This window comes from Streptomyces sp. ISL-36 (assembly GCF_018614205.1).
Lineage (GTDB): Bacteria > Actinomycetota > Actinomycetes > Streptomycetales > Streptomycetaceae > Streptomyces.
Genome location: NZ_JAGGOS010000111.1, coordinates 1 through 24,388, shown reverse-complemented (window position 1 = coordinate 24,388; position 24,388 = coordinate 1). Strand labels below are relative to the sequence as shown.

Genomic DNA, 24,388 nt, shown 5'->3' with positions numbered 1-24,388 from the left:
GCGGGCCACTGCGCCGCGGGAGCCGGCGCCGCCGGCTGGAAGGACGGCGGGAGCGGGGGAAGCCCGGCACCGCCCTGCGGGGCGGCGGGACTCCACGGCGCGGAGGCGGCGGGAAGGGCCGGCGTCGGTCCGGCCGGGGGAGTGGCCTGGGGCGTGAGGGAGGGGACGGCGTCCTCAGGTGTGTCGGCGGACCCGCCCGCGGTCTCGTCGCCCGGCGCGCGCAGGGCGATCTCCGCACCGGGCGCCCGGTCGGCGGTCCGGTCCGTGTCCCCACCGGTGGCCTCGTCCTCGGCCTCGGCAGCGGCCGGGTCCGGGACGGCGCCGGTCGCCGAAGGCTGGTCCGACGGGGACGCCGTGGCGGAGGCGTCCGCCACCGCGGGCTGTTCGGGCGCGTCCTCGCCGTCGGAAGCCGCGCCTGCGTCGGCCGGCGGGGTCTGCGCGAGCACGGCGGGCGCGCTGTCGGCGTCCGGGTGCGTCGATGTCGTGATCGGGCCGCCCACCGGGGCCTCGCCGCCCACGGCGGGCGCACTGTCGTCGCCGGAGTCCGCGTCCCCGGGCGCCGCCGGGCCGTTGCTCGGGGCGGGGGGCGTCGACGGGGCCACGGGCAGGGCCCGGTCGGCCGAGGACTGGCCGGGTACGGGGGAACCGCCGGAGGCGTCCGTCACCACGGGCTGCTCCGGCGGGTTACCGGCGCCGGGGCCGGGCGTCGCCGGGTCCTCGGAGCCATCGGCCCTCGCGGCCGGGGAGGTCTCGGCAGAGGTCGCCGCCGCGCGCTCGGAGATCTCCGCCATCTCGCGCTTCAGCGCGGCCGGGGAGAAACGCATGGTCGCGCCGCTCTCCAGGTCGCCGCCCCCGAACGACCCACCGTCAGCGGGCGCGTCCGGAACCGGAGCCGACGCGGGAGCGGAAGCCGGTGCGGGAGCGGACGCCTGGGCGGGAACGGGAGCCGGGGCCGAGGCCGACGGTGCGGACGGTGCCGGAGGGGCCGGCGCCCAGGTGGGTTCGAACCCGCTGCCCGCCGTAAGCCCCGGGACCGCCACGGGCGCGCCGCTCGGCGGCGGCGGCGTGACGCCCCCCGCGCTCCCCGATCCGGACGCGTTCTGCGTGTACCAGGCCGGAGGGGTGTAGTCGATGGTGAACTCACCCGTCATCTCGGCGGGATCCGCGTCGGACTGATCATCGACGGGTGGATTCCAACCCCCGTGGATCTCGTCCCGATCGCCGTTCACTTTGCCTCCTGGTGTGGTCGCGCACCCTTGTGCTGTCGTGGGCGGGCCCTTCCCACCCTAATCGCCAACGGTGTCGGTGGGGCAGGCCCGAGGGGCCGCCCAGTCCTGTCTGCCCGGTCACGTCTCGCCCCCAAGTGACCTACCCGCACCACAGAGTGACCCCACTGACTCTGCGCCGACGATTCCCCCGCGATCAAATCCGTACATAAACGGACGGACTTGAAAAGCCCCGCGCCCCTCAGTCCATCCGGCGCGCGCTGCCCAACAATCCGGTCTCGGCGTCCGTCGCCTGCGTCATCACGAACTGCCGGTCACCCGGCGTGCACCAGAGGGTCACGCCGTCGGCCAGCGTCGACAGCGCCTCCGACTCCGCGCGCGGGAGCCCCATGATGCGGCCGATCTGCGCCGCCTCGTCCGGGGACACCCGCTGCACACCGACCAGCGAGGACTTCTCCAGGAGACGCGGCGCGACCGGGCTCAGATACGGAAGCAGGGTCACCACCGACTGCCAGGGGCCCGACACGACCCGGCCGCGCGGCGGCCGCATGCCGCAGTCCCGCACCACGACCACCGGACTGCCGGCCGACGCGCCCTGCGGCGGAACCCGGCCGACGTCATGCAGCGTGATGCACGGCTGACCGCCACCCGCGGCCTGGGCGAGCGCCGTCCAGGCCTGCGCCCGGCCCGTCTCCACGGCCACCCGCGCCCCGGTCGCGGCCGCCCGCAACGCCATCACCTGCGCCGTCCACAACCCGCCGATCAGGGTGACGTCGTACGGGGTGGGGCGGTTGATGCCCAGCACCGCGGGCCGGCCCTCGGCGTCCACGCCGATGACCATGCCGTCGTCGCCCACCGGCAGGCTGAGCGCGCCCAGTTGCTCCAGCGGTACGGAGTGACGTTCGCGGCGCGGTCCGACGAGCCCGAAGCCGAAACGGGGGCGTGCGCCCCGTCCCGTACCCCGGCCGGAGGCACCGTGCCTCCCGCCGCCCGCACCGGACCCTGCGCCGGGCGTACCCGCCCCGCGTCCCGATCCTGCTCCCGGCCCCGTACCCGCACCCGTGGAAGAGAAGGTCATCAGCGCGCACCCCCCAGCGGCAGCGAGGCCAGCATCCCCGGCACCTGTTCGCGATCGAGCCGTACCAGACCCGTCTTCACCCCGCGTGCCGCGCGCTCCAGTTCGTGCCGCGCCGCCACCAGCTCCTCGTCGCTGCGTCCCGTGATGCGCACATGCCCGGCCACGGTCACCTCCTGACGGTCACCGCCGCTCAGCGTGAGACTGAAGGTCGTCGCCAGCGCCGGCAGCGAGGTGAGCAGCGCGATCAGCTGCGGCATCGACGCCCCGGCCCCGCCCGCGCCGCCCAACTGGGGCCAGCGCCCCACCCAGTACGTCGTGTGCCGCCGGTCGTCGACCCGCCACGTCCGTGCGGTCTCCTGCGTCCGCCGGGCCTGCGCCTGGCCGCGGCCCGCCTGCGCTATCGCCATCGGGCTCGCACACGTCGAGGTGGCGAGCGCCGCCGTCAGCTCCTGCTCGGTGAGCACGGTCGCCTTGAACCCGGCGCCGGCCAGCCGGCTCGCCAACTGGTCGGCCGCCCGCACCACACACTTCTGCGCGCCCTCCATGCCGCCGCCGCGCGCGGCGACCGCCTCCGGACACAGCTCCGGGTCCAGCTTCAGCGCGACCCAGGTGATCCGCAGCGCCGGAGAACCCGTCTGCGCCTGCAGCGGCGCGTAGTTGCGCGCGGCCATCGACTGCTCCGGCAGATGCGGGGCCGGCGCGGGCTGGGTGTGCTGCACGAGCTGCGCGGACTCCAGCCGGATCCCGTCCACTTCGAGCACGTCCCGCACCAGCGCCACGGGCAGCGGCCGCGCCGAGCGGTCGGGGCGCAGCGCGGTGCTCTCCGACTCGACCCGCACCACCGCCGTGAGGAAGGTGCCGTCCCCGATCATCCCGACCGGACGACGGTCCCGGTCGCTGTACGCGTAGGTCCGCAGCGCCGGGTCGCACTCCACGACCGGCGCGAGTCCCGGCTCGGTGCCCTCCGGCAGGACGAGCGAGGCGGCCCGCCGTGTCCGGGCCCGCAGAGCGAGGTAGGTGGTGAGCCACTCGGGCATCGAGCGACGGTGGCGGCGCACCAGCGCGAGCAGGACGAGCAGCGCCGCGACCACACCGGCCGGCACCAGCAGCAACGGCTCGATGACCCACGCCACCAGCAGCAGCGCCGCCGCGACCTCGATCAGTACGAGCTGTTGCAATCGGAACGATCCGAAGTGTCCCGGACGCGCCTGAAGGCGGGGCGAGACGGCGGACGGAGCGCCCGCCGCGGAGTGCCCCGGGGGCACGGAGGAGGGTGCGGCCGCCGCGGGCCGCGTCCGCGTCGCGGATGCCATCATGGAGAATCCCCCCAATTCGTCCCGATCACCCTGGCCCGCCAGGGCTTTGGCGGCTGGTTCACCCTACCCGCCCCACAAGCACCACCGGACAGCAGGCATAGTAGGGGGCCGGTCCGACAGCCGGAGCCCGGGTGCCATGCTCCCCGGACGCATCGGTGAAGACTGAGCCTGACGAAAATGGGGACTCATGGCATCACGGCGGGATGAGCTCAACGCGTACACCTTTGCGAAGAAGCGCACGGTGGCCGCATTCCTCCAACCTTCGCCCTCGGGTACGGAGGAGGGAGCGCCGAGGCCGCTGCGCGCGGTCGTCCCCGGCCTGATCGTCGGCGCGCTGGTGCTCGCCGTGTTCGGCGCCTGGGGCATGTTCAGCCCCAAGGCCCCCAAGGGCTGGGACAAGCCCGGCACCAAGGTGATCGTCGGCAAGCAGTCGACCACCCGCTACGTCGTGCTCTCCACCGGCAAGGGCAAGGACAAGAAGACCCTGCTCCACCCTGTCCTCAACCTCGCCTCCGCCCGGCTCCTGCTCACACCCCAGGAGTTCTCGGTCATCCAGGTGGACGACAAGATGCTGGATGCCGGCAACCCGCCCCGCGGACCGATCCTCGGCATTCCGTACGCTCCCGACCGCCTCCCCAACGAGGGCGAGGCGGGCAAGGCCAAGCGCTGGGCAGTGTGCGAACAGCCCGGCGGCGGCAAGGGGCCCAGCGTCCAGAAGGCCACCTTCGTCTTCGCCGAACGGGACTTCAAGCGCACCGAGGGCAGCGGACAGCTGAAGCCCGGACAGATCCTCTACGTCAAGGGCCAGAAGGACAGCGCCCAGTACCTCGTCGACCACACCGGCACCAAGTACCTGGTGCACGACAAGGTGCCCGGGCTCACCACGGCGCTCTTCGGCCTCCACGCCGAACCGCAGTCCGTCACGGACGACTGGCTCGCCACCCTCCACACCGGCAGCCCCGTCGACTTCCCGCAGATCCCCGGCCAGGTCGGCACCGACGCCGGTGTCGGCGGTGGCCTCAGCCCGACCGAGGACCGGGTCGGCATGGTCCTGCTCGCCCAGACCGGCGCGGGCCCCCAGCACTTCGTCGTCCTGCCGGGCAAGGTGCAGCCGGTCTCCGACTTCACGGCCTGGCTGCTCATCAACTCCAAGCAGACCGACACCCTCGACATGGACGGCAAGGCGACCGCCGTCGACCAGCAGTCGCTCTCCCCGGACACGGCCACCTTCGGCGCCGAGTACCGCTGGCCCGCCCGCAAGTCCGTCCACGTCAACTCCGTCGGCGGCGCGGGCGCCCGGGACACGGTGTGCAGCGTCCTCAACAAGGTCGACGACAAGGGCCGCACCACCCTGACCACCTGGGCCGGCACCGCCTACCCGGCCGACATCACCGCCGGTGGCACCAGCACATACGTCACCCCCGGCAGCGGCCTGCTCTACACCCAGATCCAGGGCAACCAGACCAAGCCCGACGGCTCCCTCTTCCTGGTCACCGACACCGGCCTGCGCTACGCCGTCCAGGCCAACGGCGACAGCGACGCGGCCCGTTCCGAGATCGGCACCGGAGACCAGGACAAGCAGACCGACGGCCGCCCGGAACCGAGCGAGGCCCAGACCCGTCTCGGCTACGAGAAGGTCACTCCGGTCCTCGTCCCGATCACGTGGTCGGAGTTCCTGTCCAAGGGGCCGAGGCTCGACACCAACAGCGCGCGTCAGCCGCAGGGTTCGTAAAGGAGGTGGCAGTGGTGACGTACCGGAAGGCGGCCCTGCTCACCGCCACGGCCCTGACGGGCCTGCTCGCCGTGCCCCTCCCCGCCGCGCACGCGGCGGACCGGCCGGTGCCGGCCCTCTCTCCCGACGGCAGCGGCGAGTGCACCTTCCCCATGAAGAAGCAGATCGAGGGCATCCCCTGGTCGCTCCAGCGGGTCCTCCTCGACGAACTCTGGCAGGACACCAAGGGCAAGGGCGTCCGGGTCGCGGTCATCGACACCGGCGTCGACGACGTCAACCCGCAGCTGAAGACCGCGGTCGACGCCAAGGCCGGCAAGGACTACCTGAAGCCCGACAAGGACAACCCGGGCCCCGGCGACGAGAAGCGCGGCAAGACCGACGGCACCGTCGACGAGGTGGGCCACGGCACCAAGGTCGCCGGCATCATCGCCGCGCGCCCGCGGGCCGGCACCGGCTTCGTCGGCCTCGCCCCCGAGGCGACGATCATCCCGATCCGCCAGAACGACGAGAAGAACAGCGGCAAGTCCGACACGATGGCGCAGGCGATCGACCACGCGATCGCCAAGAAGGCCGACGTCATCAACATCTCGCAGGACACCACCCAGCCGCTCAGCCCCGACTCCGCCATGGGCAAGGCGGTGGCCCGCGCGCTGAAGGCGAACATCGTCGTCGTCGCCTCCGCCGGCAACGACGGCATGGACGGCAAACTCAAGAACACCTACCCCGCCGCCTTCCCCGGGGTGCTCGCCGTCGCCTCCTCCGACCGCAACAACGAACGGGCCGCGTTCTCCCAGTCCGGCACCTTCGTGGGCGTCGCCGCCCCCGGCGTCGACATGGTCTCCACCGTCCCCGGCGGCGGCCAGTGCGTCGACAACGGCACCAGCTTCTCCGCCCCGTACGTCTCCGGCGTCGCCGCCCTGCTGCGCGCCAAGTACCCCACGTGGACCCCCGCCCAGATCGTGGCCCGTATCGAGCAGACCGCCGTACGGTCCATCAACGGCCATGACAACCACGTCGGTTGGGGAGTCGTCGACCCGGTAAGGGCGCTGGCCGACGGAGCCGTACCGCAGGACGCGCCCACGCCGGACCCCGGTCCGCCCAAGCCGCCCGCGCCCGAACCGGCCCATCTGGCACTGGCGGAGACGCCGCAGGAACGCACCGAACGACTCGCCACCTACGCGCTGGGCATCGGCGGTGTCCTGGTCGCCGTGGTGGCCGGGGCGGCCATCGTGATCCGTGACAGCCGACGCCGCCACAGAGGCCCTGCGGGATGAGACGAACCGTCACGTACCAGTTGAGTACTTTGCAGTTGGAACTGCCGTACCGAATGGCTAGAGTGACGGTCGGGGACACGTCATATGAAGTGACCCCAGCACGGGGGCGGCATCAAAAAAGATTCCCGTCCGAATGACGACCGGAGGGCCCGACGGCAGGGACCGTCGAGACCCCACCGAAGGAAGAAGGGGCAAGATGTCGAATCCAAACCTGAACGTAACCAGTGCCGAACAGACCAAGCTCGCCGGCCGGATCCAGGACTTCCACGACGAGCTGCAGGCCCGCGTCACGTCGCTGAACGGCGTCGTGGACCGCATCCAGGCCGGCTGGCAGGGCGCGGCCAGCAAGGAGTACGACCGGGTTCAGAACGACCTGAACCTGCGTCTGAAGAACATGCGTGTCGAGCTGATCAAGCTCGAGGAGATGATGCGGATGAGCGCGGACGGCTTCACGCGCGAGGAGGAGGACCGCATCCGCGGCTTCCGCAAGATGGACGACACCTCCTCCGGCCAGAGCGCCATCCTCGGCATGGCCTGAGCCTGCGGGCCCGGCCACTCCTCCACGCCTCTCTCACTCCAGGAGCCAAGAACATGACCACTGCCGTCAATTACGACACCGTGACTCAGGCGGCCGGCGACGTCCGCCTCACCTCCACCCAGCTCACCCAGAAGCTGGAGGACCTCATGTCCGAGGTCAACCGCGTCGCCTCCAACTGGGAAGGTGAGGCGAAGGTCGCGTACCGCGAGACGCAGGACCGGCTGACCCGCGACATGGGCGGCATGAACCAGGACCTGATGCGCATCGCGCAGCTGCTCGACGAGTCGGTCATCGGTTACCAGGACACCGACAAGGGCAACGCGGCCCGGTTCCGCATGATGATGTGAGACCACGCGTAGACACGTGAGGGGGTGGCCCGCTTCTCAGCGGGCCACCCCCTCACGCGTTGCTCCACGTGGCGTCCTAGCGGAGGTCGAACTCCCCGTCGCGCGCGCCCAGGACGAAGGCGTCCCACTCGGCCTTCGTGTACCGCAGCACGGTGTCCTTGTCGAGCGACGACCGCATCGCCACCGCTCCCTCCGGCAGATACGCGATCTCCACCCGCTCCTCGTCCGGCGAGGTCCCGGGCGCGCCGTGCCACTCGACGCCGGAGATGTCGAGCGCGTAGAGCTCTTCCTTCTGACGTTCCTTCTCGGCGGCGTCGGCCATCAGCGCGATCCCTTCACGGTGGTACGGCGGTCCCTGTCCACAGTAGTGGGACCGCCGTACCCGATCGGCCGGAAATCCCCTACTGGTGCTGCTCCGGCAGCCAACCCAGCTGCACCAGCGGCGTCCCCCGCTTGCGCGACACGAACGTGCCACGGCCCGGAGGCATCGGCCTGGCGCGGACATTGCCGAGGATGTCGCCCTCGCCCGGGTCACCGGAGAGGATGACGCCCTGGGCGCCCAGCTCCTTGGCGCGCTGCATGAAGGGCTCGTACATCGCCCGCGAGGCACCCGCGGCGCTGCGCGCCACGATGAAGCGGATGCCGACGTCCCGAGCGAACGGCAGGTTCTCCACCAGGACCTGCAGCGGGTTGCCCGAGTTCGTCGCCACCAGCTCGAAGTCGTCGATCAGCACGAACAGCTGCGGACCCGTCCACCAGCTGCGGTCCCGCAGCTGCTGCGGAGTGATGTCCGGCTTCGGCGCCCGCTTCGTCATCACCGTGTTGATCGCGTCCATGTGCATCTGCATGGCCGACGCCATCGGCGCGTACTCCAGCAGATGCGAGGGCGCGACCGCCTCCAGCATCGTGCGCCGGTAGTCTCCGACCACGATCCGGGCCTGCTCCGGCGTGTACCGCTCGCACAGCTGCTTGGCGATCAGCCGCAGCAGCGCCGTCTTGCCGGACTCGCTCTCGCCGAACACCAGGAAGAACGGGTCCGTCTCGAAGTCGACGAACACCGGCTCCAGGTTCGTCTCGTCGATGCCGATCGCGATGCCGTGCTGCGGGTACTCGAAGCCCTTCGGGAGCTGTTCCGCCGGCAGCCGCCGCGGCAGCAGCCGCACCGCCGGAGCGGGCGCCCCGGTCCAACTGCTCTTCACCGCCTGCACGAACGCCGCCGTGCCCTCCGACAGGTCCACCGCCGAGCTCGACCCGTCGATCCTCGGCAGCGCGCCCATGAAGTGCAGCTTCTCCGGCACCTGGCCACGGCCGGGGACACCCGGCGGGACGTTCGCCGCGACCTTCCGGTCGAACTCGGAGTCCATGACGTCACCGAGCCGCAGCTCCAGACGTCCCAGCATCTGGTCCTTCAGCGCGGCTCGTACCTCCATGTAACGCGCCGCGGTGATCACCACATGGATGCCGTAGCCCAGACCGCGCGCCGCGATGTCCGAGACGACCGGCTCCAGCATGTCGTAGTCGTTGCGGAAACCGCCCCAGCCGTCGATGACCAGGAAGACGTCGCCCCAGGCCTCGCCGGGCAGTTCGCCCGCGGCGCGCTTGCGCCGGTAGGTGGCGATGGAGTCGATGGAGTGCGAGCGGAAGAACTCCTCACGCCGGTTCAGCACGCCCAGGACCTCCGCGACCGTACGCCGCACCCGCTCGGGGTCCAGCCGGGACGCGACCCCGCCGACATGCGGCAGGTCGGCCAGCGACACCATGCCGCCACCGCCGAAGTCCAGCGCGTAGAACTGCACCTCGGCCGGGGTGTGGGTGAGGGCGAACGCCGAGATCAGCGTCCGCATCAGCGTCGACTTGCCGGACTGCGGACCACCGACCACCATCATGTGGCCCGCCGCGCCGGAGAAGTCCCGGTACAGCACCTCACGCCGCTGCTCGAAGGGCTTGTCGATCAGACCCAGCGGCACCGTCAGACCGCCCGGACGCGTGTACTCCGTCGCCGTCAGACCACGGTCCGCGGTCTGCGCGAGCCCCGGAAGGAGCTGGTCGAGCGAGGGCGCCTGGTCCAGCGGCGGCAACCACACCTGATGGGCCGGCACGCCCTGCCCCTCCAGGCGCCGCACGATCACGTCGAGGACGGTGTCCGCGAGCGCCTCGTCCTCCTCCTCGCGCTGCGCCGTCAGGTACGCCGGGTCCGGCGCCGCGTACACCACCGGCACGGGCGACGCCGTGAAGAGCGCCGGACGCCGCTCGATCGGCATCTGGCCGGCCGTGAGCCGGGGCCCGCCCGTCCGGTACGTGCCCGAGACGTACGCCGCCTTGAAGCGGGTCATCTCGTCCGTGCCGAACTTCAGATAGCCCGAGCCCGGCACCGACGGCAGGTGGTACGCGTCCGGCACACCGATCGCCGTACGCGACTCGGCCGCCGAGAACGTCCGCAGACCGATCCGGTACGAGAGGTACGTGTCCAGGCCGCGGAGCTTGCCCTCCTCCAGGCGCTGCGAGGCCAGCAGCAGATGCACACCCAGGGAGCGGCCGATACGGCCGATCTGGATGAACATGTCGATGAAGTCGGGCTTGGCGGTGAGGAGTTCGGAGAACTCGTCGATCACCAGGACCAGCGAGGCCAGCGGTTCGAGCGGCGCACCGGCCGCCCTCGCCTTCTCGTAGTCGTGGATGTTGGCGTAGTTGCCCGCAGAGCGCAGCAGCTCCTGCCTCCGCTGCAGTTCACCGCGGATCGCGTCGCCCATGCGGTCGACCAGGGTCAGGTCGTCGGCCAGGTTGGTGATGACGGCCGCGACGTGCGGCATCTGCGACATGCCCGCGAACGTCGCACCACCCTTGAAGTCCGCGAGGACGAAGTTCAGCGTCTCAGAGGAGTGCGTCACCGCCAGACCGAGGACCAGCGTGCGCAGCAGCTCCGACTTGCCGGAACCGGTCGCACCCACGCACAGGCCGTGCGGGCCCATGCCCTCCTGAGCCGCCTCCTTGAGGTCCAGCATGACCGGCTGACCGTCCTCGCCGACACCGATCGGCACCCGCAGCCGCTCGGCCACCGAACGGGGCCGCCAGGTACGCGCCACGTCCACCGCGGCGGCGTCGCCCAGGTTCAGCAGATCCGTGAAGTCCAGGTTGGCGAGCAGCGGTTCGTCGTCGTCCCCGCCGCCCATCCGCAGCGGCGCCAGCTGCCGCGCCAGCGCCTCGGCGGCCGGCAGCGAGATCCCGTCCGGCAGACCCTCGTACGCGAAACCGCCGCCCGACTCCAGACGCAGCCGTCCCGGCCGTACCACCACCGACAGACCACCGCGCGGCTCGTCGAGCTCGCCCGAGACCACCTCCACGATCGTCACGCCCTGCAGACCCTCGGGCGCCGCGAACAGCGAGTCCGGCGGCACCATCCCGCCGTCGAGGACGACCACCACATGCGGCTGGTCCAGAACCGGCTGGTTGTCCCTGCTGAACCGCGGACGGCCGTCGAGCCGAGAGCGGATCATCGACTCCAGCTCGCCGAGGTCGTCGCCGAACAGGCGCTTCGTGCCCGCCCCGTCGACCTGACCCACCACCTGGGTGTGCGGCAGCCACTTCGTCCAGTCCCAGCGCTCCTGCGCGCCCCGCGCCGCCACCACCGCGACCATCAGGTCCTCGGGGGAGTGCAGCGTCACCAGCTGCGCGACCAGACCGCGCGCCGCGGCCTGCGCCGACTCCGGCTCACCGGAGACCGTCACGTGGTAGAAGGCGCGCATCGAGACCGCCATCGGCAGCCCGTCCAACGAACCGTGCACGGCCAGGAACTGCTGCATCGCGCCCGCGCACAGCGGCTCCAGCTCGTCCACCGGAGCCGTGTCCGGCGCGACCAGCGGCGTCGCCAGCTGCTGGGCGCCGAGCCCGACCCGTACCTGCCCGAAGTCCTTGTCGCCCACCCGGCGTTCCCACACCCGCGAGCCCTCGGCCACCACCGACCACAACTGCTCGGGGGCCGGGTGCAGATACAGCTGCGCGTCGCGCTGCTTGCGCGCCGTCCGCCGCACCGTACGCCGGGTCTGCGCGAGGTATTTGAGGTAGTCGCGCCGGACATCGGCAATTTGCCCCTGCGTACCCTTGCGGAACCGCACGAGCTGAGCGATGACCATGCCGACCGTGGAGACCAGCATCAGGATGCCCATGATGCGCATGAACGGATGCGCGCCCGGCATGAAGAAGAACACCACCGACGAACCCATGCCGAGCATCGGCAGGAGCTGCATCAGCATGCCCTCCTGCTGCCCGCGCGGCAGTTCGGGCGGGGACTCCAGGACCAGTTCCTCGCTGGGTACTTCCGGAGGAAGGGACCTCGGCGGGCGTTTGACGACGATCTGGCTCACCGGCGCATCAATCCCTCGTTACGGGCGGACTTCGTGCGGGAGTTCCGCACCGGCGCCCCCGTCGGAAGCCTTGTTTGCGGATTCCCCCCTGAAGAGGGCGATCCTACTTGCAGCCACCCCCGCCCGTCCCCGGTAGGGTGGCGCGCGCAGTGTGCGCAACCGCGAATCAGGGGGTCCAGACACGTGAGTACGACCGCAGCGACCGGCTTCTGCCGCGTCACCGTTGTGGCGCCGGACAGTCGTATCGACGTCGCACTCCCCGAGGACATCGCCGTCGCCGACGTCTATCCGGAGATCCTGCGGCTCACCGGCCAGACCCAGTCCGCCGGTACCCCGACCGGCTACCACCTCGTCCGGCGCGACGGCTCCGTCCTCGACGGAGCCCGCACCCTCGCCGCGCAGCAGGTGCTCGACGGCGAGGTCCTCTCGCTGCGCCCCTTCGCCCAGTCGCTGCCGCCGGCCGTCTTCGACGACGTCTCCGACGCCGTCGCCTCCGCCGTCACCCGTGACCGGCACCTGTGGAGCGACGACCTCCTGCGCGGCGCCGGTCTCCTCGGCGGCGTCCTGCTGCTCGTCCTGATGGGCTTCGTGCTCTGGTTCGCCGACCCGGTCCGCCACGACATGAACAGCCTCCCCGGCATCGTCGCGGGCGCCGCCGGCGTCCTGCTCACCGCCTTCGCCGGAGTGCGCGCCCGCGTCTACAAGGACCGGGCCACCGCCGTCGCCCTCGGCCTCGGCGCCCTCCCGCTCCTGCTGATCGCGGGCTCCGGGATCGTCGGCCCCGACCCCGGCCAGGGCCCCGGCCGGCTCCAGTTCCTGCTCGGCTGCGTGACCGTCCTGGTCGCCTCCGTCGCGCTGGTCGCCCTCACCCCCAGCGGTGACGCCCCCTTCGTGGCCGCGACCTTCCTCGCCACGGTCGGCACCCTCGCCACCTTCCTGGCGATCGTCACCGAGTCCTCCGCCACCGAGACCGCCTCCGTCTGCGCCCCCGTCGCCATCGGCCTGGTCGCCTTCCTGCCCGGCCTCTCCGCCCGTTTCGCCCGGCTGCCCATCGGCTACGCCTCCCCGCGCAGCGCCACCGACGACGAGTTCCACGCCGACCCGAACCAGCCCCCCGCCGAGGAGGGCCGGCCGGTCGACGGCGAGCGCATCGCGCTCCAGGCCCGCCGCGGCCACGAGATGCTCCTCGGTCTGGTCGGCGGCTGCGCCGCGGTCGTCGTCGGCTCCGCGGCCGTCCTCGGCTTCGCCGGCAACGTCTGGGGCCAGCTCCTCGCGCTCGCCGCGGGTCTGGCGATGCTGCTGCGCGCCCGGCTCTTCCGCTACACCTCGCAGGTCGCCTGCGTCCTGGTCGCCGGCATCGCCGCGATCGCGCTGCTGATCCTCGGCCTCTCCCTCAACCCGCCGGCCGACCTGGTCAAGGACTTCCTGATGTACGGGGACCGCGGCGGCCTGGACATCCGTACGATCTGGCTCACCGCGGCCGTCGCCGCCGGTGCCGCCCTGGTCACCGCCATCGGCCTGATCATCCCGAGGAAGGGCCTCTCGCCCTTCTGGGGCCGCCTGCTCGACCTGGCCGAAGGCTTCGTCCTGCTCTCCCTGGTCCCGCTCTGCCTGGCCGTGCTGGACGTCTTCATGGCGGCCCGCTCCCTCACCAGCAAGTAAGAGCGGCTCCCGGGGACTGGTACGCTGTGTGACGGCCGTTTGTGTACGCGCACCCGGAATCATCGGAATCTCTGATTCCACCTCTTCTGGGAGCTGCGCTCATCGGACCTTCGCCTCCGAGTCACGGAAGCTCCCCTGAGACCCAGACCAGGGGCACTCGCAGGCGCACAAACACCAAGAGGAGTACCGAGTGTCTCTCGACGCCGCTACGAAGAAGCAGATCATGGCCGAGTTCGGCACCAAGGAGGGCGACACCGGCTCCCCCGAGGTCCAGGTCGCGATGCTCTCCCGCCGCATCTCGGACCTGACCGAGCACCTCAAGCAGCACAAGCACGACCACCACTCCCGTCGTGGTCTGCTGATCCTGGTCGGCCAGCGTCGCCGCCTCCTGCAGTACCTGGCCAAGAAGGACATCCAGCGCTTCCGCGCGCTGGTCGACCGCCTCGGCATCCGCCGCGGTGCGGCCGGCGGCGCCAAGTAATCCATTCCATGGAGAACGCTGCGAAGGGAGCGGTTCCCACTTTCAGGGGGCCGCTCCCTTTGCTGTACGTGCGCGATGGGCCGACAGGCACTTAGTCTGGACGCACAACGCCACATTCACGAGCGAGAAGCCGCCGGCACGCCGCCGGTCCTCGGTAGTGGCCCCCGGACCCCTCATACCCGGGTGCTTCGATCGAAGACCGGCCCGCACCCGAAGGTGCGCTTCTCCTCCACCACCGTCCACGGCCACACGGGCCGACGGACGAAAAGACGAACACGTAGGAGAAACCCATAGTGGAGAACGAGACCCACTACGCCGAGGCTGTCATCGACAACGGCACCTTCGGCACCCGCACCATCCGCTTCGAGACGGGCCGCCTCGCCAAGCAGGCCGCCGGCTCCGCCGTCGCGTACCTGGACGACGACACGATGGTCCTCTCGGCCACCACCGCGTCGAAGAAGCCCAAGGACCAGCTCGACTTCTTCCCCCTGACGGTGGACGTCGAGGAGCGGATGTACGCGGCCGGCAAGATCCCCGGCTCCTTCTTCCGCCGGGAGGGCCGCCCCTCCGAGGACGCGATCCTCACCTGCCGTCTGATCGACCGGCCACTGCGCCCCTCCTTCAAGAAGGGCCTGCGCAACGAGATCCAGATCGTCGAGACGATCATGGCGCTCAACCCCGACCACCTCTACGACGTGGTCGCGATCAACGCCGCCTCCTGCTCCACGCAGCTGGCCGGCCTGCCCTTCTCCGGCCCGATCGGCGGCACCCGTGTCGCCCTGATCAAGGGCCAGTGGGTCGCGTTCCCGACGCACACCGAGCTCGAGGACGCCGTCTTCGACATGGTCGTCGCCGGTCGCGTCCTGGAGGACGGCGACGTCGCGATCATGATGGTCGAGGCCGAGGCCACCGAGAAGACGATCGAGCTCGTCAAGGGCGGCGCCGAGGCGCCGACCGAGGAGGTCGTCGCCGCGGGTCTCGAGGCCGCGAAGCCCTTCATCAAGGTCCTGTGCAAGGCCCAGTCGGACCTCGCCGCCAAGGCCGCCAAGCCGGTCGGCGAGTTCCCGGTCTTCCTCGACTACCAGGACGACGTCCTGGAGGCGCTCACCGCCGCCGTCCGCAGCGAGCTCGCCCAGGCGCTCACCATCGCCGGCAAGCAGGAGCGCGAGACCGAGCTCGACCGCATCAAGGAGCTCGCCGCCGAGAAGCTCCTCCCGGCCTTCGAAGGCCGCGAGAAGGAGATCTCCGGCGCCTACCGCGCGCTGACCAAGAAGCTGGTCCGCGAGCGGATCATCAAGGACAAGGTCCGCATCGACGGCCGCGGCATCACGGACATCCGTACGCTCGCCGCCGAGGTCGAGGCCATCCCGCGCGTGCACGGCTCGGCGCTCTTCGAGCGTGGCGAGACCCAGATCCTGGGCGTCACCACCCTCAACATGCTCCGCATGGAGCAGCAGCTGGACACCCTCTCCCCGGTGACCCGCAAGCGCTACATGCACAACTACAACTTCCCGCCGTACTCCGTCGGTGAGACCGGCCGCGTGGGCTCGCCCAAGCGCCGCGAGATCGGCCACGGCGCGCTCGCCGAGCGCGCCATCGTGCCGGTGCTGCCGACGCGCGAGGAGTTCCCCTACGCGATCCGCCAGGTGTCCGAGGCCCTCGGCTCCAACGGCTCGACGTCCATGGGCTCGGTCTGCGCCTCCACCATGTCGCTGCTGAACGCCGGTGTGCCGCTCAAGGCCCCCGTCGCCGGTATCGCCATGGGCCTGATCTCCGAGGAGATCGACGGCAAGACCCACTACGTCGCCCTCACCGACATCCTCGGTGCCGAGGACGCGTTCGGTGACATGGACTTCAAGGTCGCCGGTACGAAGACCTTCGTCACCGCGCTCCAGCTCGACACCAAGCTCGACGGCATCCCCGCCTCGGTCCTGGCCGCCGCGCTGAAGCAGGCCCGTGACGCGCGTCTGCACATCCTCGACGTGATGAACGAGGCGATCGACGTTCCGGACGAGATGTCCCCGAACGCGCCGCGCATCATCACCGTCAAGATCCCGGTGGACAAGATCGGTGAGGTCATCGGCCCCAAGGGCAAGATGATCAACCAGATCCAGGAGGACACCGGCGCCGACATCACGATCGAGGACGACGGCACCATCTACATCGGTGCCGCCCAGGGCTCGCAGGCCGAGGCCGCCCGCGCCACGATCAACGGCATCGCCAACCCGACCATGCCGGAGGTCGGCGAGCGCTACCTGGGTACGGTCGTCAAGACCACCACCTTCGGTGCGTTCGTCTCCCTGATGCCCGGCAAGGACGGTCTGCTGCACATCTCGCAGATCCGCAAGCTCGCCGGTGGCAAGCGCGTGGAGAACGTCGAGGACGTGCTCGCGGTCGGCTCCAAGGTCCAGGTCGAGATCGCCGAGATCGACCAGCGCGGCAAGCTCTCGCTCGTCCCCGTCATGGCAGACGACGAGAACGCTGCCGGCGCCGCCGAGGACGCGAAGGACGACACCGACCAGTGACGTCCCGTAGTTCCGCGACGACGGCCCGCCCCTCTTCGGAGGGGCGGGCCGTCGCCCGTACCCAAACGCTTCTCCCGGGCAAGGACGGCATCGGCACGGTCCGCCGCACGACCCTGCCCGGCGGCCTGCGCATCGTCACCGAGACCCTGCCCTCCGTACGCTCCGCCACCTTCGGCATCTGGGCGCACGTCGGCTCCCGCGACGAGACGCCCACCCTCAACGGCGCCACGCACTACCTGGAGCACCTCCTCTTCAAGGGCACGAAGAAGCGCAGTGCCCTCGACATCTCCGCCGCGCTCGACGCGGTCGGCGGCGAGATGAACGCCTTCACGGCGAAGGAGTACACCTGCTACTACGCGCGGGTCCTCGACACCGACCTGCCGCTGGCGATCGACGTCGTCTGCGACATGCTCACCGGCTCGCTGATCCTCCAGGAGGACGTGGACGCCGAGCGCGGCGTCATCCTCGAGGAGATCGCGATGACCGAGGACGACCCGGGCGACGTCGTGCACGACCTGTTCGCGCAGACGATGTTCGGCGACACTCCGCTCGGCCGCCCGGTCCTCGGCACCGTCGACACCATCAACGCCCTCGACCGCGGCCGGATCGCCCGCTTCTACAAGAAGCACTACGACCCGACCCACCTGGTCGTCGCCGCCGCGGGCAACGTCGACCACGCCACGGTGGTACGCCAGGTCCGCCGCGCCTTCGAGAAGGCCGGCGCCCTCACCCGTACCGACGCGGTCCCGGTCGGCCCCCGCGAGGGCCGGCGCGCCCTGCGCACCGCGGGCCGTGTCGAGGTCATGGGCCGCAAGACCGAGCAGGCCCACGTGGTCCTCGGCATGCCGGGCCTGGCCCGTACCGACGAGCGCCGCTGGGCGCTCGGCGTGCTGAACACGGCTCTCGGCGGCGGTATGTCCTCCCGTCTCTTCCAGGAGGTCCGCGAGAAGCGCGGCCTGGCCTACAGCGTGTACTCGTACACCTCGGGCTTCGCCGACTGCGGCCTCTTCGGGGTGTACGCGGGCTGCCGCCCCAGCCAGGTCCACGACGTGCTGAAGATCTGCCGGGACGAGCTCGACAAGGTGGCCTCCGACGGCCTGTCCGACGACGAGATCGCCCGCGCTATCGGTCAGCTCTCCGGCTCGACCGTCCTCGGCCTGGAGGACACCGGCGCGCTGATGAACCGCATCGGCAAGAGCGAGCTGTGCTGGGGCACCCAGATGTCGGTCGACGACATGCTCGGGCGGATCGCCGCGGTCACCCCGGACGAGGTCCGGGAGGTCGCCCGTGATGTGCTCGGACAGCGCCCCTCGCTGTCCGTCATAGGGCCGCTGAAGGACAAGCAGGCGGCACGCCTGCACGAATCCGTCTCCTAGAGAGAGTTCAGAGAGCAATGAGCAAGCTGCGCGTGGCGGTCCTCGGAGCCCAGGGCCGTATCGGCTCCGAGGCCGTACGGGCCGTCGAGGCCGCCGAGGACATGGAACTGGTCGCGGCGCTCGGCCGCGGCGACAAGCTGGAGACGCTCGCCGAGACGGGCGCCCAGGTCGCGGTCGAGCTGACCACCCCGGCCTCGGTGATGGACAACCTCGACTACTGCGTACGCCACGGCATCCACGCGGTCGTCGGCACCACCGGCTGGACCGAGGAGCGCCTCGCGCAGCTGCGGACCTGGCTCGCCGGCTCGCCGGAGACCGGCGTCCTGATCGCCCCGAACTTCTCCATCGGCGCGGTCCTGACCATGAAGTTCGCCCAGATCGCCGCCCCGTACTTCGAGTCGGTCGAGGTCGTCGAGCTACACCACCCGAACAAGGTCGACGCCCCTAGCGGCACCGCCACCCGCACCGCCCAGCTGATCGCCGCCGCCCGCGCCGAGGCCGGCCTCGGCGCCCAGCCGGACGCGACCACGACCGCCCTGGACGGCGCCCGCGGCGCGAACGTGGAGGGGGTTCCGGTCCACGCGGTACGTCTGAGGGGCCTGCTGGCCCACCAGGAGGTGCTGCTCGGCGGCGAGGGCGAGACCCTGACCGTCCGCCACGACTCGCTGCACCACTCCAGCTTCATGCCGGGCATCCTCCTGGGCGCCCGCCGCGTGGTCACCGCTCCGGGCCTCACCTTCGGCCTGGAGCACTTCCTGGACCTGGGCTGACGGCCATGGGCGGAAAGATCACGTACTTCTTCCTCGCCACCGTCCTCGTGCTCGTCTTCGCGGTGGTGGCGATGGAGGGCGTCCTGCTCCTGCTGACCGGGGAACCGGCCGCCATGGGCATGGGAGCCGTGGCGTTCCTGCTGCCCGGCGTCGGTGGCTGGTTCCTCTGGAAGAACACCCGTTTCGCCCGCGGCGCGCAGCGGCTCGCCCAGGAGCTGGAGGCCGAGGGCGGCCTGCCCGTGGACGAGCTGAAGCGCACGGCGGGCGGCCGGATCGATAGGGACTCGGCCGACGAGGTGTTCGCGAAGCGGCGTGCGGAGACCGAGGAGTCACCCGAGGACTGGCGCTGCTGGTTCCGGCTCGCGGTCGCCTACCACGACGCCCGCGACACCCCGCGCGCCCGCAAGGCGATGCAGCGCGCGATCGCCCTCCACGCGGGCCGTACGGTCAGCGCGTAGCGGCAGCCGGCACCGGCGCCGCGACGCCGTACTCCGCGTTCCAGGCCTCGACCGTGTCGGCGGCGCGGTCGAACGCCTCGACGCGGGAGAGGAAGTCGGCACTGTGGTCGGTGAGCAGGGTGAACTGCTCACCGCCCTGCCGTACGAGGATCAGGGCCTGGCCCTGCACGGTGCGGGGAAGTCCCAGCCAGCGCACCGGCTGCTGCGCGGTACGCACCGCGATCACCTGCCGCCACGCCACCGTCGTGTTCGCGAAGAACCCCACGCGCCGGACACCGTGGCGGCTGACCCAGATGCCCACGCGCAGCATGCGCAGGGCGGCGACGATGATCAGCGCCGCGATGCCGAAGGTGACGCCGGCGCCCGGCAGCGCCCCCGCGGCGGCGATGACGACCGCCGCGAGGAGCACGAACGAGGCGAGCAGCAGCGCGAGCGCCGCTGCCCCCACCCGCCAGGGGCCGGGCCGGTAGGGACGACGCCACTGGTCGTGGTCGTCGAACGGCAGCGCGACGTCGTCCGTCGCGTCAAAAGCACGGTCGGCCGTCAGAAAAGGCAGGGGCACGACTGGTCCTCACTCACAAGCACGCTCGAAGGGGCTGTGCCCGGTGAGGCTACCCAGGGGGTCTCGACCGGGCCACCCCAGGGGGCCCTACTGATCAACGGGCGTCGGAAGCCTCGGACTGCTGCCGGTGGCTTTCGGCCGCACCCGACTGGAGGGACGGCATACCGAAGAGCAGCGACCCGACGAGACCGGCCACGACGGTCAGTCCGATCAGCGTACGGCCCGCGAGCTGGGAGACGGTGAGGCGCTCCCTCGGCGGGGGAGTGACGTTACTGCGGAAGCGGTCGGCCTCGGCGACGAACGCGAACGGGACGGCTTCTCGCCGGCTGAGCATGAGAGAACACTCCTTGGTCTGGGCGGGGTGTGTGGTGTCACGGATACAGACGATCAAAGTCGCGGTTCGGTGCCCGATTTCCCCGGATTGGCGAAACAACGCCCCTCGGGTGGGTGCAGGACTCGGCTGTCCGTGGCTCCCCGTAAAGTGGGCGCCGCCCGAGCGACGCAATGGGAAGGACCCGCCGGTGAGCACCACCCCCGCAGAAGATCTCAAGCCCAGTTTCCGCAGCGATGTGACCGTCGAGCTGGTGAAGCACAGCGCCGCCGACTCGGACGTGCTGTGGGCGGCCCGCGTCTCCACCGCGGGTGAGCAGTCGCTGGAGGAGCTGCAGAAGGACCCCGAGCGGTCCAAGGGGCTCATCAACTACCTGATGCGGGACCGGCACGGCAGCCCCTTCGAGCACAACTCGATGACCTTCTTCATCAGCGCCCCGATCTTCGTCTTCCGCGAGTTCATGCGGCACCGCGTCGGCTGGTCGTACAACGAGGAGTCGGGCCGCTACAGGGAGCTGGAGCCGGTCTTCTACGTGCCGGACGCCTCCCGCAAGCTGGTCCAGGAGGGCCGCCCCGGCAAGTACGTCTTCGTCGAGGGCACCGAGTCCCAGCAGGAGTTGGTCGGCCGCACCATGGAGCAGTCGTACGTCCAGGCGTACGAGGCGTACCAGGAGATGCTCGCCGCGGGCGTCGCCCGCGAGGTGGCCCGCGCGGTCCTGCCCGTCGGTCTCTTCTCCTCGATGTACGCCACGTGCAACGCGCGCTCGCTGATGCACTTCCTGGGCCTGCGCACCCAGCACGAGCTGGCCAAGGTGCCGTCCTTCCCCCAGCGGGAGATCGAGATGGTCGGCGAGAAGATGGAAGAGCACTGGTCCAGGCTGATGCCGCTGACCTACGCGGCCTTCAACAAGAACGGCCGTGTGGCCCCATAGCGAACAGATGTACGAGTCCGTCGGGCGAAGTGTCCGTATTGCGACGTTTCACGAAGTTCATCTAGGCTGATCAAACGGACCCGGCACTGCTTGAACCCCCGAGCAGGCAGTGCCGGGCTCCTCTTCTCACGTCCCCCTAGGGGACACCCGGCGTTGAGCAGCGAGTAGCGTGTTACCCATGGCTCCGATCTCCACTCCGCAGACCCCCTTCGGGCGGGTCCTCACCGCCATGGTCACGCCCTTCACGGCGGACGGCGCACTCGACCTCGACGGTGCCCAGCGACTGGCCGCCCATCTGGTGGACGCAGGCAACGACGGCCTGGTCATCAACGGCACCACCGGCGAGTCCCCGACCACCAGCGACGCGGAGAAATCGGAGCTGGTACGGGCGGTGGTGGAGGCGGTCGGCGACCGCGCCCACGTCGTCGCCGGCATCGGCACCAACGACACCCACCACTCCATCGAGCTCGCCCGCACCGCCGAACGCGACGGCGCGCACGGCCTGCTCGCCGTCACGCCGTACTACAACAAGCCTCCGCAAGAGGGCCTGTACCGGCACTTCTCGGCCATCGCCGACGCCACCGGCCTGCCCGTGATGCTCTACGACATCCCCGGCCGCAGCGGCGTCCCCATCGACACCGAGACGATCGTCCGCCTCGCCGAGCACCCGCGGATCGTCGCCAACAAGGACGCCAAGGGCGACCTCGGCCGCGCCAGCTGGGCCATCGCCCGGTCCGGCCTGGCCTGGTACTCCGGCGACGACATGCTCAACCTGCCGCTGCTCTCCGTGGGCGCCTGCGGTTTCGTCTCCGTGGTCGGCCACGTCGTCACGCCCGAGCTCCGCGCCCTCCTGGACGCCCACCTCAACGGCGACGTCCAGAAGGCCACCGAGATCCACCAGCAGCTGCTCCCGGTCTTCACCGGCATGTTCCGCACCCAGGGCGTCATCACCACCAAGGCCGCTCTGGACCTCCAGGGCCTCCCGGCCGGCCCGCTGCGCCTGCCGCTCGTGGAGCTTTCCCCCGAGGAAACCGCCCAGCTCAAGCTCGATCTCGCCGCCGGCGGGGTACAGCTCTAGCAAAAGACTTCACAACTGAATATCCGATCTGCGGACGAACGGGACCCGAGAGGTCCGACGTCCGACGGGATCATCCGACAGACAACAGCAAGTGCACGAATGTCATGCGCGCCACGTGCCCAAGCGGTACGTGGCGTGTGTGGTGAGGAGAGTCTTTTGAGTCATCCGCATCCTGAACTCGGCGCCCCGCCGAAGCTGCCCAAGGGCGGCCTGCGCGTCACCCCGCTCGGCGGGCTCGGTGAGATCGGCCGCAACATGACGGTCTTCGAGTTCGACGGCCGGCTGCTGATCGTCGACTGTGGCGTCCTCTTCCCCGAGGAGGAGCAGCCCGGCATCGACCTGATCCTGCCCGACTTCACCACCATCCGGGACCGCCTCGACCAGGTCGAGGGCATCGTGCTCACGCACGGCCACGAGGACCACATCGGCGCCGTCCCCTACCTGCTCCGGCTCAAGCCGGACATCCCGCTCATCGGCTCCAAGCTGACCCTCGCCCTGATCGAGGCCAAGCTCCAGGAGCACCGCATCCGCCCCTACACCCTTGAGGTGAAGGAGGGCGACCGGGAGAGCCTCGGTGCGTTCGACTGCGAGTTCATCGCGGTCAACCACTCCATCCCGGACGCGCTGGCGGTCGCCATCCGCACCCCCGCGGGCATGGTCGTCGCCACCGGTGACTTCAAGATGGACCAGCTCCCGATGGACGGCCGGCTCACCGACCTCCACACCTTCGCGCGGCTCAGCGAGGAGGGCATCGACCTTCTGCTGTCCGACTCGACGAACGCCGAGGTCCCGGGCTTCGTCCCGCCGGAGAAGGACATCTCCAACGTCCTGCGGAACGTCTTCGCGAACGCCCAGAAGCGCATCATCGTGGCCAGCTTCGCCAGCCACGTCCATCGCATCCAGCAGATCCTCGACGCCGCCCACGAGTACGGACGCCGGGTGGCCTTCGTCGGCCGCTCGATGGTCCGCAACATGGGCATCGCGCGGGACCTCGGCTATCTGCGGGTCCCGGCCGGCCTGGTCGTCGACGTCAAGACCCTCGACGACCTCCCGGACGACGAGGTCGTGCTGGTCTGTACGGGTTCCCAGGGCGAGCCCATGGCCGCTCTGTCCCGCATGGCCAACCGCGACCACCAGATCCGGATCGTCCAGGGCGACACGGTGATCCTGGCGTCCTCGCTCATCCCGGGCAACGAGAACGCGGTCTACCGCGTGATCAACGGCCTGACCCGCTGGGGTGCCAACGTCATCCACAAGGGCAACGCCAAGGTCCACGTCTCGGGCCACGCCTCGGCCGGCGAGCTGCTGTACTTCTACAACATCTGCAAGCCGAAGAACCTGATGCCGGTCCACGGCGAATGGCGCCACCTGCGTGCCAACGCCGAGCTCGGCGCGATGACGGGTGTCCCCAAGGACCACATCGTCATCGCCGAGGACGGTGTGGTCGTCGACCTCGTCGACGGCAAGGCGAGGATCGTCGGCAAGGTCCAGGCCGGCTATGTGTACGTCGACGGCCTCTCGGTCGGCGACGTCACAGACGTCCACCTCAAGGACCGCCGGATCCTCGGCGACGAGGGCATCATCTCGGTCTTCGTCGTGGTCGACTCCTCGACCGGCAAGATCGTGGGCGGCCCGTACATCCACGCCCGTGGCTCGGGCATCGAGGACACGGCCTTCGACGCCGTGGTCCCGAAGGTGGAGCAGGCCCTGAACAAGTCGGCCCAGGACGGTGTGGTCGAGCCGCACCAGCTCCAGCAGCTGATCCGGCGCACCATCGGCAAGTGGGTCTCGGACACCTACCGCCGGCGCCCGATGATCCTCCCGGTGGTCGTCGAGGTCTGACCCTCGACCCCCCAACCAGGAGCGGGGCGCCTCGATTTGCATCGGGCGCCCCGCTCCAGTACGTTTACGGCTCCGCCAGATCGGGAACCCAGCACCTCCGTGTGCGCGAACGGGTGAACGAGAGGGGCGGGAAATCCGACTCAGAACTTCTGATAAAGTCGGAACCGCCGGAAAGGGAAACGCGAAAGCGAAGAACAGGAACGGCAGCCCGCTCCAGCGGGTGGCGGAAACGGAAAACGGATCTGCTAAGCTGGAAACACGAAAGACCGAAGGGAAAAGCCCGGAGGAAAGCCCGAGAGGGTGAGTACGAAGGAAGCGTCCGTTCCTTGAGAACTCAACAGCGTGCCAAAAATCAACGCCAGATTAGTTGATACCCCGTCCATCTTCGGATGGCGAGGTTCCTTTGAAAGTCCTGCCGGCCCTTGTGGCTCGGTAGGCAACAACACAGCGAGGACGCTGTGAACGACCGGTCCTATTCCGACCGATCGTTCCGCTCTCGT

The 24,388-nt window shown here is 70.3% G+C and carries 20 protein-coding genes; 13 read left to right on the top strand and 7 right to left on the bottom strand.

All coding sequences use genetic code 11. The features are described from left to right. The 3 genes from J7E93_RS26765 to eccE form a co-directional block, all read right to left on the bottom strand. The coding region (locus J7E93_RS26765) for an SCO5717 family growth-regulating ATPase (protein WP_308368797.1) at positions 1-1,229 on the bottom strand (1,229 nt) is incomplete at its 3' end. A gap of 238 nt (positions 1,230-1,467) precedes the next feature. Beyond that, positions 1,468-2,304 carry a hypothetical protein gene (locus tag J7E93_RS26760; RefSeq protein WP_215072519.1) on the bottom strand — a complete coding sequence of 279 codons (837 nt, stop codon included), beginning with the start codon at positions 2,302-2,304 and terminating at the stop codon, positions 1,468-1,470. Next, complete coding sequence (gene eccE, locus J7E93_RS26755) at positions 2,304-3,617, bottom strand: type VII secretion protein EccE (RefSeq protein WP_215072521.1); 1,314 nt, start codon at positions 3,615-3,617, stop codon at positions 2,304-2,306. The genes J7E93_RS26760 and eccE overlap by 1 nt, the downstream gene beginning before the upstream one ends. 190 nt (positions 3,618-3,807) lie before the next feature. Between eccE and eccB the strand changes: the two genes are divergently transcribed. The 4 genes from eccB (at position 3,808) to J7E93_RS26735 (ending at position 7,511) form a co-directional block, all read left to right on the top strand. Beyond that, positions 3,808-5,352, top strand: a complete 1,545-nt coding sequence (eccB, locus tag J7E93_RS26750) for a type VII secretion protein EccB (RefSeq protein WP_215072518.1) — start codon at positions 3,808-3,810, stop codon at positions 5,350-5,352. A gap of 14 nt (positions 5,353-5,366) precedes the next feature. Then, positions 5,367-6,626 carry a type VII secretion-associated serine protease mycosin gene (gene mycP, locus J7E93_RS26745; RefSeq protein WP_215072520.1) on the top strand — a complete coding sequence of 420 codons (1,260 nt, stop codon included), beginning with the start codon at positions 5,367-5,369 and terminating at the stop codon, positions 6,624-6,626. A 196-nt stretch (positions 6,627-6,822) separates the two neighbouring features. Beyond that, complete coding sequence (locus tag J7E93_RS26740; RefSeq protein WP_215072517.1) at positions 6,823-7,164, top strand: WXG100 family type VII secretion target; 342 nt, start codon at positions 6,823-6,825, stop codon at positions 7,162-7,164. A gap of 53 nt (positions 7,165-7,217) precedes the next feature. Then, entirely contained in the window at positions 7,218-7,511 is a 294-nt protein-coding gene (locus J7E93_RS26735) for a WXG100 family type VII secretion target (RefSeq protein ID WP_215072516.1), read from the top strand. A 76-nt stretch (positions 7,512-7,587) separates the two neighbouring features. Here the strand turns inward: J7E93_RS26735 and J7E93_RS26730 are convergent, their stop codons facing one another. Then, positions 7,588-7,833 (bottom strand): DUF397 domain-containing protein, encoded by a 246-nt coding sequence (locus J7E93_RS26730; protein WP_215072515.1) that lies wholly within the window; start codon positions 7,831-7,833, stop codon positions 7,588-7,590. A gap of 79 nt (positions 7,834-7,912) precedes the next feature. Continuing rightward, positions 7,913-11,872 (bottom strand): type VII secretion protein EccCa, encoded by a 3,960-nt coding sequence (gene eccCa, locus J7E93_RS26725; RefSeq protein ID WP_215072514.1) that lies wholly within the window; start codon positions 11,870-11,872, stop codon positions 7,913-7,915. Positions 11,873-12,055: 183 nt separating this feature from the next. On the opposite strand from eccCa, the gene eccD reads away from it, so the two are divergent. The 6 genes from eccD to J7E93_RS26695 all read left to right on the top strand — a co-directional run bounded on the left by eccD (position 12,056) and on the right by J7E93_RS26695 (position 19,144). After that, a complete protein-coding gene (gene eccD / locus J7E93_RS26720) occupies positions 12,056-13,534 on the top strand; it encodes a type VII secretion integral membrane protein EccD (protein ID WP_215072513.1) in 1,479 nt (492 codons plus the stop codon). Between the two features lie 190 nt (positions 13,535-13,724). Next, a complete protein-coding gene (gene rpsO / locus J7E93_RS26715; protein ID WP_158991116.1) occupies positions 13,725-14,015 on the top strand; it encodes a 30S ribosomal protein S15 in 291 nt (96 codons plus the stop codon). A 293-nt stretch (positions 14,016-14,308) separates the two neighbouring features. Beyond that, positions 14,309-16,540 carry a polyribonucleotide nucleotidyltransferase gene (locus J7E93_RS26710; RefSeq protein WP_215072512.1) on the top strand — a complete coding sequence of 744 codons (2,232 nt, stop codon included), beginning with the start codon at positions 14,309-14,311 and terminating at the stop codon, positions 16,538-16,540. Further along, positions 16,537-17,916, top strand: coding sequence for a pitrilysin family protein (locus J7E93_RS26705; RefSeq protein WP_215072511.1), 1,380 nt, complete (start codon positions 16,537-16,539; stop codon positions 17,914-17,916). Before J7E93_RS26710 ends, J7E93_RS26705 begins: the two co-directional genes overlap by 4 nt. A gap of 17 nt (positions 17,917-17,933) precedes the next feature. Then, positions 17,934-18,686, top strand: coding sequence for a 4-hydroxy-tetrahydrodipicolinate reductase (gene dapB / locus J7E93_RS26700; RefSeq protein WP_215072510.1), 753 nt, complete (start codon positions 17,934-17,936; stop codon positions 18,684-18,686). Between the two features lie 5 nt (positions 18,687-18,691). After that, complete coding sequence (locus tag J7E93_RS26695; RefSeq protein WP_215072509.1) at positions 18,692-19,144, top strand: hypothetical protein; 453 nt, start codon at positions 18,692-18,694, stop codon at positions 19,142-19,144. Here J7E93_RS26695 and J7E93_RS26690 read toward each other — a convergent pair. Beyond that, complete coding sequence (locus tag J7E93_RS26690; protein ID WP_215072508.1) at positions 19,134-19,706, bottom strand: hypothetical protein; 573 nt, start codon at positions 19,704-19,706, stop codon at positions 19,134-19,136. The two genes, J7E93_RS26695 and J7E93_RS26690, sit on opposite strands and share 11 nt — an antisense overlap. A gap of 94 nt (positions 19,707-19,800) precedes the next feature. Next, positions 19,801-20,040 (bottom strand): hypothetical protein, encoded by a 240-nt coding sequence (locus J7E93_RS26685; protein WP_215072507.1) that lies wholly within the window; start codon positions 20,038-20,040, stop codon positions 19,801-19,803. 187 nt (positions 20,041-20,227) lie between these two features. On the opposite strand from J7E93_RS26685, the gene thyX reads away from it, so the two are divergent. The 3 genes from thyX (at position 20,228) to J7E93_RS26670 (ending at position 23,888) form a co-directional block, all read left to right on the top strand. Continuing rightward, complete coding sequence (gene thyX, locus J7E93_RS26680; protein WP_215072506.1) at positions 20,228-20,968, top strand: FAD-dependent thymidylate synthase; 741 nt, start codon at positions 20,228-20,230, stop codon at positions 20,966-20,968. A gap of 178 nt (positions 20,969-21,146) precedes the next feature. Continuing rightward, positions 21,147-22,046 (top strand): 4-hydroxy-tetrahydrodipicolinate synthase, encoded by a 900-nt coding sequence (dapA, locus tag J7E93_RS26675; RefSeq protein WP_215072505.1) that lies wholly within the window; start codon positions 21,147-21,149, stop codon positions 22,044-22,046. Between the two features lie 156 nt (positions 22,047-22,202). Beyond that, on the top strand, positions 22,203-23,888 hold the full coding sequence (locus tag J7E93_RS26670) for a ribonuclease J (protein ID WP_215072504.1): 1,686 nt from the start codon (positions 22,203-22,205) through the stop codon (positions 23,886-23,888). The last annotated feature ends 500 nt before the right edge of the window (positions 23,889-24,388 follow it).

Bases quoted from the DNA above. Each gene is read 5' to 3' on its own strand.
- J7E93_RS26760 (WP_215072519.1), bottom strand. From the start codon at position 2,304: ATGACCTTCTCTTCCACGGGTGCGGGTACGGGGCCGGGAGCAGGATCG.
- eccE (WP_215072521.1), bottom strand. From the start codon at position 3,617: ATGGCATCCGCGACGCGGACGCGGCCCGCGGCGGCCGCACCCTCCTCC.
- eccB (WP_215072518.1), top strand. From the start codon at position 3,808: ATGGCATCACGGCGGGATGAGCTCAACGCGTACACCTTTGCGAAGAAG.
- J7E93_RS26740 (WP_215072517.1), top strand. From the start codon at position 6,823: ATGTCGAATCCAAACCTGAACGTAACCAGTGCCGAACAGACCAAGCTC.
- J7E93_RS26735 (WP_215072516.1), top strand. From the start codon at position 7,218: ATGACCACTGCCGTCAATTACGACACCGTGACTCAGGCGGCCGGCGAC.
- J7E93_RS26730 (WP_215072515.1), bottom strand. From the start codon at position 7,833: ATGGCCGACGCCGCCGAGAAGGAACGTCAGAAGGAAGAGCTCTACGCG.
- dapB (WP_215072510.1), top strand. From the start codon at position 17,934: ATGAGCAAGCTGCGCGTGGCGGTCCTCGGAGCCCAGGGCCGTATCGGC.
- J7E93_RS26695 (WP_215072509.1), top strand. From the start codon at position 18,692: ATGGGCGGAAAGATCACGTACTTCTTCCTCGCCACCGTCCTCGTGCTC.
- J7E93_RS26685 (WP_215072507.1), bottom strand. From the start codon at position 20,040: ATGCTCAGCCGGCGAGAAGCCGTCCCGTTCGCGTTCGTCGCCGAGGCC.
- dapA (WP_215072505.1), top strand. From the start codon at position 21,147: ATGGCTCCGATCTCCACTCCGCAGACCCCCTTCGGGCGGGTCCTCACC.